This window comes from Govania unica, from assembly GCF_027920805.1.
GTDB lineage: Bacteria > Pseudomonadota > Alphaproteobacteria > Sphingomonadales > Govanellaceae > Govanella > Govanella unica.
In genome coordinates, this window is record NZ_JANWOI010000003.1 from 389,488 (window position 1) to 402,808 (window position 13,321).

The window sequence follows — 13,321 nt, forward strand, 5'->3', positions numbered from 1 at the left end:
GGCTTTTAACGCATAATGCGATTTGCAGTGTCATTATTGCAAAGAAGGGCGGCTATGTGCCAGCTCTTTGTTCAGAGACTGCGGGCAACGGCGACGATGGCCGAGCGGGACGAGATATTGAGCTTGCGGTAGATGCTTTTGCGGTAGCCCATGGCCGTATTCACCGAAATATCCATGCGCCGGGCGATTTCCTTGCTGGTCAGTCCATCCCGCAACATGACAAAGGCTTCGACCTCGCGCGGGCTGAGCAGGGATATCTCGCTGTCCAGAATAACAGGTTGAGGAATGATACACTTTTTCACATAAGGCTGTTCCTGCGGCCCGCCATCCTGAGCATGGAAAGACGACAGGATCTCCGGTGAAATCAGTCTTTTCATCATGGCATACTGGATGTGCTGTCCCGTCACGGCGGAAATTTCCTGCGCTTTTTTCATCTCTGATTTTGTCTCTGCCATATCCTGTGACTGGCAGGCGATGCTGGCTGAGAGAAGATGAAACTCCATTTGATAGCGCCGTGCTCCAATTTCTTCCACCAGCTTGCCGAATTGAATTGTGAGGCTGCGCGCTTTGTCCATATCACCAAGCTCAAGAGACAGACGCGCCATGACGGCCAGGGTCGGGACGGCCACAAGCCATCGTTCAGGAAGCGACGGATCGCTATCATTGCTCAGGCGTAAAAGCCCAAGCGTTTCAGCCTTCCTTTGCGCGCGATCGACATCGCCATGCCACAGCATGAGATCAATCATTTGCAGCGACAACATGGATGTGAGCCGTGGCAGCATGCGTTCGGAAAACAGGGCCAGTCCGTCTTCGAGGATGGAGAGGGCGGAGTCGAGGCCGTAATGCTGCAGGCGATGGACAGAGGCGACCTTGTAAACGGTAAAGACAAGGTCGACCCAGATGACGCTGTTGTCGATAATGTCGAAAATCGGCGCCACCAGTTCCCATGCGGCATCGATGCGGCCCCATTCTAAAAGAACATCCGCCTTGCACACATTCGGCAGGATGGCCTGTGCGCTGTTCGGGCCAAAGGCGGCGCTTGCGGAGTGATAGGCGTGATCGAACGAAGATAGCGCTTCATCCAGTCGCGCCATGGCCAGCAAGGACGCGCCGCGCCCCATATGGGAATAGGCTTCGATAAAAGCGGCCTCCATATTGGCGGAGCGTCTGGCCGCGATATGTCCGGAGGCGGCACCCTGTCTGAAATCGCCAGCCCAATAATAGAGCCAGCAGAGAAGATCATAGGCAAGGGCCCGCAGTCTCGGATCGAGCGCGGGTTCTGATTCAAGTCGCCGCTCCAGACTGTTCAAGCGTTCAGGCGACCAGAATTTATCTTCGAGCATGGAGATCAAAAGATCGGTAATGGCGCAATCAATTTCGATGAAGACGCGGGTCTGCGCAGGATCCATGCCGGAGATTTGAGGCAGTTGATCCTGCAGAATAGTAAAAATATATCGGGCATGTTCTATCTGACCGTGATGCAATAAATAATGCGCGCGGGCAAGTTGCAGGGTGGGATAGAAATCGAGCGCATTCCGCATGGCGTCTTCAAGCGGCCGCCAGATTGAAATCCCGGCGTCGAGCGTCAGCCGCCAGCCCCCGCATTCCATAGCGATCTGTTCCAGAAAGGCCAGATCCCTGGTGGCATAAGCATGTCGCAAGGCATCGCGATAATGTCTGTTGTCCACCAGCCAGCGGGCGGCCACGGCATGGATGTCGCTTTCCATCACGGGATTATGACGGCGCAACCGATCCAGCAGGAATTCGCGAAACAGATGATGATAGCGGAACCAGGATTTCTCGCTGTCGACGGAAAACAGAAAGAGATTATGGGTCTTCAACCAGTCGAGCGTTTGCCAGCCATCCGCGCGTCCGGTGATGGCATTGGCCAGATCGCCGGAAATCTGATCGAGCACCGATGTTTTCAGAAGGAAGGCCTGTTTTGTTGTATCCAGGCTTTCAAAAACCTGTTCCGCCAGATAATCGGCAATCCCATTCAGTCGCCCGTTTATTCTGGTCATATCAATGATGCGCTTGTGCGGCGCATGGGCGTCGTCTTCGCTGTCCAACTCAAACATGAACCGGCAGAGTTGCAATCCGGCAGGCCAACCTTCCGTGCGGGTGATCAGAGTTTCCGCAATATCCAGTGCAATTGAGTTGTTCAGGAAAGACCGCGCCTCATCATTGGTGAAGGCCAGTTGTTGCGACGTTATTTCACGCAGACGGCCCTTGGACATAAGCCGCGCGAGGGGAAGCTTCGGCCGCGTACGGCTGGCCATGACAACAAAGACATGTTTCGGCAGCGTTTCAAGAACATGGTTCAACAGGGCGAGCGTTTCATCGCTTTCCGCCAGATGAAAATCATCAAGATACAAAATCAGCGGTCGTTTGACCGGCGCGTGGGGACTGAGAACAGTCTTCAAGATGTCCTTGCCGGAGGTATTTTGTCCAAGCGTCGTCGCGCGCGGGGGCGTTGTCTGTTGTCGTGTGGCGTTTTCGGAAACATAGGCGAGACAGGAGGCAAAGTCGCCGCCGTCGCGCAGCGGTTCATCAAGGCTGAGCCAGCCCACATCATAGCCCGCGGATTTGAACGCCAGATAATGTTGAACCATGAATGTGGTCTTGCCGTATCCGGCGGGGGCGGTGACCAGAATGATATGTTCAGGCTCGCGCGGCAATTTCAGCAGGCGTGCGCGGAGCAGACCTTTTGTTTGCGCAAAGGGCGGATGAATATTCCATTCATATAAGTCCGAGCGCCAGGCCATGTCCCTCAGTCCCCTCAAACGTCCCTTTTTGTGGTTGTTCGGACGTGTGACCATTTATATCTGAAATCTAGCGGGCAAATTTATCGCGCACCACCCCCCATTTTGGTGGGTAGCCCTCGGGACCTGACCTAGCCTAAATATCCTGCATGGTTTCACTTTGCCCGGTTGGTTTGCGATTTAATCTGACCAACCAATGTCTTGAGTGATAAATCCAATAACGAAAAATCACAGTGGTCATCAGGGAGGGGAAAAATTCATGGCGCGCAGGAAAAAATCTTTGCAGACGATCAGCTGGATGGCTTTGGTGAGTTTTGCAGTCACGCCGGCGGTTGCAGAGGCCGCGGCAGCCGACAGCGCGCCGGTGGCTTTTGGCTTGGAGGAAGTCATTGTCACCGCCCGCAAGCGCAATGAAAATATTCGCGATATCCCGGATACCATTCAGGCCATTTCGGCTGAAACGCTTGAACGCGCGGATGTGCGCTCGGTCACCGACATCAAGCAGCTGGTGAGCAATTTTCAGGTTGTCGAGGCGCAGCAGCCCGGCGTCGTCCTGATCAATATTCGCGGTATCGGACAGACGCGAAATGGCGAGCCGCCGATCGCTGTCGTGGTCGATGGCGTGCAGCAGAATTCACCCAATCAGATCACGCAAGGTCTGTTCGATATTGAGCGGATCGAAGTTCTGAAAGGCCCGCAAGGTGCGCTTTATGGCCGCAACGCCTTGGGCGGCGCGATCAATATCACGACCAAGGCGCCGGGTGACGATTTAGCACTTCTGGCCGAACTCGGATATGCGGAGGGCAAGGAGTTTATTGCCCGCGGGTCCGTCTCCGGTCCTCTGGTGGCCGACAAGGTCGGCTTCCGGATTTCCGGCAGCTATAAGGATCGCGAAGGTCAGATCGACAATATAACCGTTGGTGAAAAAGTCGATTTCGACAAAACAAAAGCCATTCGCGGCACGCTCGTATTCACGCCGAACGAAAATTTATCCATCGATCTGCGCGGGTCTTATTACGATCAGCGGGCAGGGGCAGCCTGGTACCGGAGTGGTCCAGTGAACGCGAGCCGTGATCCTGTTGTCGCAAATATTCTCGGCCATGGCGACCGTGAACTTGCTGATTTGTCGGCGAAAATAAATTATGACATGGGAGCCGTATCTCTCAGCTCCGTATCGTCCTATTCATCGATCAAGTCCTTCCTTTATGAAGATCTCGATTATGAAGCGCTGGATCTGGTGCGGGCTTCGCAGCGCATGAATGTGAAAGCCTATAGTCAGGAACTGCGTCTTGCATCGTCTGATCAGGATGCGCGACTGAGCTGGATGGTGGGGGCTTATTATCTGCACACTGATCGGGATATCGATACGATCCTTTATGCCGGGACGGACCTCACCGCATTGCCCATGCCGATCTTGCTTGCGATGGCGAGTGCCAGCGGGAAAAACGCGGCTTACGCTGCATTCGGGCAGGCGATTTACAACGTGACGGATGCATGGCGTCTGACGCTTGGGCTGCGTTATGATATCGACGATCGCGACATGCGGGATCAGGCCCCGGTGGTGCCGACGGCGCAAGTTGACTTCGACACGAAGTTCAAATCCTTGCAGCCGAAAATTTCACTGTCCTATAGTTTCGAAGACAAAAGCCTTGCCTATGCGACCATAGCCAAAGGCTTCCGCAGCGGCGGCTTCAACGATAATGACGTGGTCACGCGGCTCTATAAAAAAGAACAGGTGTGGAGTTACGAGGCTGGCTTCAAAGCCATCCTCGCCAATAATCTCGTCAATGTGAATGGCGCCGTTTATTATATGGATATCAAGGATCGCCAGGTTGCGGGACTTGATCTGAGCACGGGGCCTGCGCAGTTTATTGCCAATCCGATTCCGAAATCTCATGTCATCGGCGTTGAACTTGAATTGCTCGCACGGCCCATGGAGGGTCTCGATGTGACTGTGGGCGGTGGATTGCAAACATCGAAAATCGACGAATATGATCAGAGTGTTTTCGCCAACACGCTCGCCAACGGCAATTACAAGGGCAACAAGCTCAATCAGATGCCGGGCTATACGTTGAATGCTGCGGTTCAATATACTTATCCGATCGCAAGCGGCAATCTGATCAGCCGTGTCGATGTCTCAGGATCCGGCGGAGCCTATTACTGGGAAATCAACAACGTCGATCACCGCAAGGAAGTCTGGACCGTGGATTTGAGATTGGCCTATGAAAACGGCCCCTATTCAATCACGGGGTTTGTCCGCAATCTCTTTGACAAGCGCTATGACCTTGAATTCGTCCCTGCTGTCTTCAGTGGGGTGGCCACCGGTCAGGATCTCGGCGCGGCAAGTCCACCGCGTCAGTTCGGCGTTATTGGAAAAGTTTCCTTCTGATATTTTAGCCCCTCCGCACCTTTGCTGGGCCGGATGAGTCGCGAATATTATCGCGACTCATTAAATCGATCTGTAATTCTTCACATCCGCACTGTCACGCATAAGGGAGGCAAGATATGGCTCGCACGCAATTTATAAAAAACGCCTGGTATGTGGCGGCCTGGTCCAGCGAGATAATCGATGCGCCCCAACTCGCGAAAATCATTGGCGAGCCTTTGGTCCTGTTCCGCAAAACGGATGGCGAGATTGTCGCGTTGAGCGATACCTGTCCGCATCGTTTTGCCCCGCTGCATATGGGCAAAGTTATCGATGATGTCATTGAGTGCGGCTATCACGGCCTGCGCTTCGGTGCGAGTGGAAAATGCGTGCATAATCCGGTCGGCAACGGTGCTATTCCGTCGGCGGCCCGCGTCAGAAGCTTTGCGGTTGTGGAACGTGACAGTCTGATCTGGGTCTGGATGGGGGCGGCAGAGCTTGCGGACCCGGGCAAGATCATCGATTTCCCCTGGCTGAATGACAGGGACAACTTATGCATGACGGCGGATCACAGCATGCATCAGTCCATTTATTATGAATTGATTATTGATAATCTGCTCGATCTTGCGCATGGCGCGTTTTTGCATCCGACAACGCTCGGCAGTGAAGCCGTGATGAAGGGCAAAACAAAAATTCGTCAGGACGGCGACAGAATTTATTACGATCGCTGGAACCCCGATGGCGAACCGGCGACGCTGTTCACCTTGACCGGTGCGGTGCAACCGGGAACGCGGGTGGATTACTGGAATGACATGCGCTGGGACGCGCCGGGGAATTTTTATCTTGAAGTCGGGGTCACCGAAACCGGCTGCCCGCGCGACAAAGGGCATTATATGGGCAGCGTCCATCTGTTGACGCCGGTGGATGAGGAGACCACGATTTATCGCTGGATCCTGTTCCGCAATTTCGCCAAGTCCGATGATGGCATCACAAAATCCCTTGAAGCGTTAGTGAATGTCGCGTTCCGTCAGGAAGATGAGCCCATGGTAAAGGCCGTGCATCAACGCATGGCAGGTCGCGATTTCTGGGACATGGAGCCGCTGATTTTGCCGGGCGACAAAGCCGCGATTCTCGCTCGCCGGACCATCAGCAGATTGCTCGAATCAGAGGCCGATTTGTTACTCACGGACCCGGTCCTTCAGGAAGTGTAAACCGCACGTATCAGTTGCAGCTGAACAAGGTCTCGGTCCCATTGCGGGCCGGGACCTTTTTTCGTGCGCAGGCGCTGGGCTGGCCTCTCAAAGCTCCCGGCAACGCGGACATGACAGCAACATGGCAGAAGCGCCAAGCCCGCATCACCCGAAAAACCCCGCAATCAGGGGCTTTCGTTCGGTCATCCACAAGAACCTCATAAAATTCGCAGCCAAAGCGTTGACAAGCCCCGCGTTCCCCAGTATCTCAAGCGACGGAGAGGTGGCCGAGTGGCCGAAGGCGGCGGTTTGCTAAACCGTTATAGGGACAAAATCCCTATCGTGGGTTCGAATCCCATCCTCTCCGCCACTACCCTTTTGGTTAATGAAAACAATGAGTTGCCCTGAATTATTAGGGCGCTTCTCGCTTTGTAGCTGCTGGCGAACCGCCGCCTCTGTGCCGGGTTTTGTGTCGACGTACCCCAAATAGATCTCTGTCGTCTTGACGGATGAGTGCCCCTAGTGGCGCGATAGGTCGTAGATATCCTCGCCGTCTCGAATCCAGCGGGTGAGTCGCAAGGGCCATCGCACTTTAATGGGGCCGAGCAGGCCCTTGCGAATATTCTCCGAAAGGCGCGTTTCAGGACATATGATGGCACACATCATCCCGTTGAGCGCGGCCTGATTTAATGGATTTTTGGCTGATTCCGAGGAGCATTGAAGTCCCCGGGAGCATTTAGCACTTTTCGTATCCGCGGAGGCGCTGCTTATGGGTGACGGGGGTGGGCAGCCTCAGGCCCTTTGAACAGAAGATGATTTCTATGCGGGACAGCACTTTGAGATGTAAAGGACATTTGAAGGGCCTTTTCCCTTTGAAAGCTGTGCCCGTACGAATAGCATAGGCCAATATGACATCCTCAGACTGTTGTAGGGGCGATCTGGATCGTGAAGATATTGCGTATCATATTTTTATACTTAGTTATTTTTGTTGCTTGTATGTTTGTCGTTGTGACTGTGATGGAGAATTGGTCCACTGATGAACAAATGCTCTTTGCATTTTTTACGCCTGGCATTCTGGTGTGGCGGCTTGAGCGTAAAAGGGCAATGAAGTTGCGGCAGGCCTATGAAGTAAACTCTCAAAGAAGCTACGGTTTGTCGATCTCTGAACCCGTTTCTACGCAGCCGGAAGGCATTCGTAGAGAGCAGCAGCTTACTGATAAGGGTCATCAACGCAATCAGGGACAAGGCTGGATTCCCAAGGGAGAAAGCATCACGATTGCGGGACGGGACATCGGCGGAATGCTGTATGTCGGCACGCCATTGCTTCTGAACTCCCGCGGCTATCGGGAAAAATCCAGACCTTATATCGATCTCGCGCTTTCGGTGGCTCGTGTCGGGGCGGATAAAGCTGGCGAAGGCATGCCACATTGGCCCGGCTACTCCGACATTACGCCGGTGTGCCGGGCGACGTATCTCGACTGGCTCGCTGGCGGTCGGTCGGATGTTTCTTATGAACCGGGCTATTTATTCCTGTATTTTTATGGGTTGGAGCGGCGCTGTCTTCAGGATCACCCAAGTGATGCTGAACGGCAGGATATCTTGGATGAAGTTCTGCGTTTGATGAGCCTCTATCCGAACGACGGGTCTGTGCAACGCTATCTTGGTGAATTTGCTCAGTTCGTGCAGGTGTCACTGAGCAATCCATCCGACCAAAAACCGATCTTCGGCAATCCTGGCTGGGATGTTCCGTTGGCCGTCATGATTAAGGTTGGTGGCTGTGTGGGCTTGGGAGAGCCGCTGTCCGCGGATTGGCTGCTCAGTTGGTTCCTCTGTCATCAGGACCGCAGTTTACGCACCCCCGCAACGCGATGCCCTGAGGAGTTTCAGGCGCTGTTTCGACTTGGCTTTGAAAAACGGTTCCCCAATGGTCTGAAGGTTACCAAATCGCGCAAGCAGTTGAAGGTCATATATCAGGCCGCCTCAAGAGAATTTCAGGTCGAACTCAAACCCATGGTTAACGGTCAGCCGGTGGTGGATATTTCAGGTTTGCGGAAGCCCATCGAGATCGCACAGGAATTGGCCGATGAGGCAATGAACGATCTGGATAAGTTCAGCCGTTATCTTGCGCGCAATCCAGACGGGCGCAGTAGTCTAGAAGCTCTGGCCCTTTTACCGCCGGATTTATGGTCGTTGTTTTCCTCCGAAAATTTGGAGCAACTCATGGTCTGGGCCAGCGATCGTGTGTCTGAGGGTGGGCTGGTTCCGGTTGTAGAGGTTCTGACCAAACTTGGGGGGACACGCCCAGATGGTATCGGTAAACGGCAATTCACAGATGCGGCCGATGCTTTGGCGCGCATCGGTTTTGGCATGGCTCCAGACCCGCGCTTTGCCTTACGGGGGCCGAAATTCGAAGAGCCTGTTGTATTATTTAAGCTCGGTGCGGCAGTGGAGCGGTTGGAGAATGTAACTCAAACCTATCGTGCCGCATTGATGAAACTCGCGCTCAGCACATTTGTCGCACATGCTGATGGCCAGATTTCAGAAGGTGAGAGGAAGCTGTTGAAGATCCAGGTCGAGCAGGCAGAAGGGCTCAGTGATGCCGAACGCATTCGTCTTTCTGCTAACCTTGAATGGTTGTTGGTTGTGCCGTCTGACATGGCGCTTTTGCGGAGAATTCTGAAAGAGATGGGAGCAGACCGTCAGGCGGATATTCGTGCGGCGGTCGTATCGATCGCTCATGCTGACAGCTCCATTCATGCAGCGGAAGTTGCGAGGATTGAGCGCATCTATAAAACTCTGGGCCTTGATCCAGCTATGGTTTACTCGGACCTCCATGCGGGCAATCTTGTCGATGCACCAGTACGCGTCCGAGCTGCACAAGCTGGTCAGCCGGGGGAAGTTATCCCTGCGGAGAATGTGGGGCGCCTCGATGCTGCTCGTATCGCTGCGATCCGCTCGGATACGGCGCTTGTGTCCTCTGTTCTAGGTGAGATCTTTGCTATGGACCAGGACGTGGACCAGGACGTGGACGCGGACGTAGCCGAGGCCGAGCTGTTGCCTTCTCCGCTGGGCGGGCTCGATCCGAAACATGCGGCGCTCGTACGAGAGATCCTTGACCGGGAGCACTGGCCCGAAGACGCCTTTGCTGACCTGGCGGAGAGGCATGGGCTTATGCCCGCCGGGGCGATGGAAACGGTGAATGAATGGGCTTTTGCACGCTATGATGAAGCCCTGCTTGATGAATATGACGGATATGATGTCGCGCCGGAGATTGTCGCTGCACTGCGCGCAGAATTGGAAGGAGAGTTGTGCTGATGTCCAAATTGAAACTGCGTGAACGTGACGCGATTGTTCAGGCGCTGCGCGCGGGTGTGGTACCCAAGATTGGTTTGCCTCACATTCAGGTTGGCCGCGTCCGGGAGATTGAGGAACTGGTTAAGGATATGGATCGGATCGCCGACGGGGGCGCGGCGATCCGTTTTATTATCGGGGACTACGGATCAGGAAAAACGTTCTTTATGAACCTGATCCGTTTGGTCGCTTTGGAAAAAGGTTTGGTGGTTATGTTTGCCGATCTTGCTCCCGACCGGCGTATTCATGCAACCGGAGGGCAAGCGCGCGGGCTTTATGCTGAAATGGCACGCAACCTTTCCACCAGGAGCAAACCGGATGGTGGAGCGCTGGCGAGTGTGGTGGAGCGTTTTGTCAGTCAGGCCCATCAGGATGCCGAACAGCAGGACAAGCCGACAGGCACCGTGATCCGCGAGAAATTAGCGCATTTCGAGGAATTGACAGGAGGGTTCGAGTTTGCTGAAGTCATCCGTCGATATTGGGAAGGTCACGAGAACGGTGATGACGATCTGAAGTCTGCTGCGCTGCGCTGGCTGCGGGGAGAGTTCGCGACGCGTACGGATGCTCGTAAAGTGCTTGGCGTCCGGACGATCATTGAAGATGCCAGCGTTTATGACCAGCTCAAACTGATGTCAGCATTTGTGCGCGAAGCCGGATATAAGGGGCTGTTGGTCGGGCTCGACGAGATGGTTAACCTCTATAAACTCACCTCATCCCAGGCCCGTAATGCTAACTACGAACAAATACTGCGGATATTGAATGATGTGCTGCAGGGAAGTGCTGAACATCTTGGATTCCTGATGGGAGGGACGCCCGAGTTCCTGATGAACACCCGTCGGGGCCTTTATAGTTATGAGGCGCTGCAATCGCGTCTGGCCGAGAATAGCTTTGCTCATGGTGACCTGGTTGATCTGTCAGGGCCTGTCGTTCGGCTCGCCAATCTGACGCCCGAGGATTTATTCGTGCTGCTGTCTAATATTCGGGCCGTGATGCAATCTGAGGAGCAGGCGTTACCCGATGCGGCGCTTGAAGCATTCATGGCTCATTGCGCGGACCGTATCGGCGAAGCCTATTTCCGCACCCCCCGCAACACGGTTATCGCTTTCGTTAATCTGCTGGCTGTTCTGGCGCAGAATGCTGATGTCCAATGGTCTGATTTGATCGCAAGTATTGAGGTCAGGGCGGATGGCGGCGATGATCTGCGTGACATTGACGAGAATTCCGGTGCCCAGTCCCCGGAGGACGACCTGGTCAGTTTCCGCCTATGAGCAGCGCTTTCGACAAGCTCGCGCGTCCGGTCCAGAAATGGATACGATCGCAGGGTTGGGGTAATCTGCGCGACATTCAGGTGCAGGCGATTCATATTGTCATTGGCGGCGAAGCCGATCTGATTATCTCAGCGTCTACTGCCGGAGGGAAGACCGAGGCGGCGTTCCTGCCCCTGATTTCGCAGCTGCTGGATCTGCCGTCGGATAAAAGTGGCTTTGATCTGCTTTATATTGGTCCCCTGAAGGCACTGATCAGCGACCAGACGCGGCGATTGGAGGATATCTGCCGCGAGGCCGAACTGCCCGTAATTCCTTGGCATGGTGATGTTTCCGCTTCGGTCAAGTCGCGTGCACTTAAGCAGCCCAAGGGCATTCTTCTGATCACACCGGAATCTCTGGAGGCATTGTTCGTTCGTCGCGGTCTAGAAGTTCCACGGCTGTTCGGTGCCACCCGGGCTGTGGTGATCGACGAACTTCACAGTGTTCTGGACAGCGAACGTGGGGTGCAGTTGCGGTCGCTTTTGACTCGGCTTGAGCAGGCGGTGAAACGCCCGATCCGGCGGATCGGGTTGTCGGCGACATTGGGTGATATGGAGTTGTCACAAACCTATCTTCGACCGGACGATGCTGCAAATGTTGAGTTGATCGAGGCAAGGGGTGATACGCCTGAATTAAAACTGCAGCTTCGCGGATATACCCTAGGTGACACTGATGAGGACGCGCCGTCTGCCATTGATGCGATCGCTCGTCATCTGTTCACACATTTGCGTGGCAGTGACAATCTTGTCTTTGCCGGATCCCGCCAGTCGGTCGAAATCTATGCTGACAGGCTTCGCTCGTTGTGTGAGGAAAAGTACCTGCCGCAGGAGTTCTATCCACATCATGCCAGTCTGTCGCGCGATCACCGTGAATTTATTGAGCAGCGCCTGAAAGACGGCAGGCAGCCGACGACAGCTATTTGCACATCGACGCTCGAACTTGGGATCGACATCGGGGATGTCACATGTGTTGCCCAGATCGGCGCGCCGTTCAGCGTTGCCGCGTTGCGCCAAAGGCTCGGGCGGTCCGGGCGGCGGGAGGGCCGACCTCAGATCCTGAGGCAATATGCGGTCGAGGCCAGGCTGACGTCTAAAAGTCATATCAATGATCGGTTGCGCCTGGGATTGGTGCGTGCAGTGGCGATGATCGAACTGTTGCTCGAGAAATGGTGCGAACCGCCGAAGCCTCAGGCATTGCACCTATCGACGCTGGTCCATCAGATCCTGTCGATGATCGCCGAACATGGGGGAGCTCATGCCGCCCGGGTGTTCCGAATCCTGTGCCAAGATGGTCCGTTTCGGCAGGTGACGATGCCTTTGTTCATAGAGGTTCTCAGGGCGATGGGGCAGTCGGACGTCGGGCTGATCGAACAGGCAGACGATGGGCTTTTACTGCTTGGCCCCACCGGTGAAAAGCTGGTTGAGCATTATAGCTTTTATGCCGTCTTCCGGACGCCGGAAGAATACAGGTTGATTGCGGACGGACGGGAGCTTGGCACTCTGCCTATCGATAACCTTATAGCTCCAGGAATGATGCTGATCTTCTCGGGACAGCGCTGGCTTGTCCAGGAGGTTAATGATGCTGATCGGGTGATCCTTGTCACGCCTGCAAAAGTGGGCATGCCACCTATATTCGAAGGTGACCCTGGCGATATCCATGATCGGGTCATCGAGCGTATGTTCGATATTCTCGCCGGCGACAGCCAACCGATCTATATGGACAAAGCTGCGTTGCTTCTTCTGGATGAGGCACGCGGCAATTATGCACAGCTGCAATTTGACCCGGGGCGGATTGCGCAAATTGATGAAAATTCTTTCCTTCTGGCCATGCGATGCGGAACGGTCAAGGTAAACACCCTTGCCCTCGCGCTGCGCAGCAAGGGGTTCAGGGTGCAGTCGTATGACGGTTTTCTGGAAGTCGTAGGTGGAAATATTACGCCACCACTTCGGACCACTCTTGAGACGTTTGCCGGGGGAGGGACTGCGCATCTTTTTGAAGACAAAGGCAATCTGATCTTCGAGAAGTTCCACCCTTGGATGACCACAGATCTATTGCAGTTGGACGCGTTGTCAGTACGCCTGAATCTGGGGGCGTTGGCGGACGTGTGTAGAGATATTCTGCAAGGCTAACGATTCTGGAAGGCAAGGCACGAAGTTCTCCGGATGCATTCTCCTCAGCTGCCGCTGTTGTGGGGAATATGCGCATCCCATGCCAAACATAAGCCGTAAAGCTTGCCTATATTCCCGAGCGGTTCCAGGCGTGCTCTGTTGCCCACCGGCAAGCGCCTGGAACGGCTATGCGATTTTCGCTGGCTAGCTATCTGGAATGGGGGCTTTACCCGGTCTG

The 13,321-nt window shown here is 54.6% G+C and carries 6 protein-coding genes and 1 tRNA gene; 6 read left to right on the forward strand and 1 reads right to left on the reverse strand.

Annotated features, from left to right (window positions below):
• Positions 1-71 precede the first annotated feature (71 nt).
• Positions 72-2,765, reverse strand: coding sequence for a helix-turn-helix transcriptional regulator (locus NYP16_RS09625; protein WP_274943922.1), 2,694 nt, complete (start codon positions 2,763-2,765; stop codon positions 72-74).
• A 256-nt stretch (positions 2,766-3,021) separates the two neighbouring features.
• On the opposite strand from NYP16_RS09625, the gene NYP16_RS09630 reads away from it, so the two are divergent.
• The 6 genes from NYP16_RS09630 (at position 3,022) to NYP16_RS09655 (ending at position 13,104) form a co-directional block, all read left to right on the forward strand.
• The gene (locus NYP16_RS09630) at positions 3,022-5,151 is read left to right on the forward strand and encodes a TonB-dependent receptor (RefSeq protein WP_274943923.1); all 2,130 of its coding nucleotides are present in this window, start codon (positions 3,022-3,024) and stop codon (positions 5,149-5,151) included.
• 116 nt (positions 5,152-5,267) lie between these two features.
• Positions 5,268-6,338 carry an aromatic ring-hydroxylating dioxygenase subunit alpha gene (locus NYP16_RS09635; RefSeq protein WP_274943924.1) on the forward strand — a complete coding sequence of 357 codons (1,071 nt, stop codon included), beginning with the start codon at positions 5,268-5,270 and terminating at the stop codon, positions 6,336-6,338.
• Between the two features lie 256 nt (positions 6,339-6,594).
• Positions 6,595-6,687 (forward strand) — tRNA-Ser (locus NYP16_RS09640).
• Between the two features lie 575 nt (positions 6,688-7,262).
• Complete coding sequence (locus tag NYP16_RS09645; RefSeq protein WP_274943925.1) at positions 7,263-9,632, forward strand: TerB N-terminal domain-containing protein; 2,370 nt, start codon at positions 7,263-7,265, stop codon at positions 9,630-9,632.
• The gene (locus tag NYP16_RS09650; protein ID WP_274943926.1) at positions 9,632-10,936 is read left to right on the forward strand and encodes an ATP-binding protein; all 1,305 of its coding nucleotides are present in this window, start codon (positions 9,632-9,634) and stop codon (positions 10,934-10,936) included. The genes NYP16_RS09645 and NYP16_RS09650 overlap by 1 nt, the downstream gene beginning before the upstream one ends.
• Positions 10,933-13,104 carry a DEAD/DEAH box helicase gene (locus tag NYP16_RS09655; protein ID WP_274943927.1) on the forward strand — a complete coding sequence of 724 codons (2,172 nt, stop codon included), beginning with the start codon at positions 10,933-10,935 and terminating at the stop codon, positions 13,102-13,104. The genes NYP16_RS09650 and NYP16_RS09655 overlap by 4 nt, the downstream gene beginning before the upstream one ends.
• Positions 13,105-13,321 lie beyond the last annotated feature (217 nt).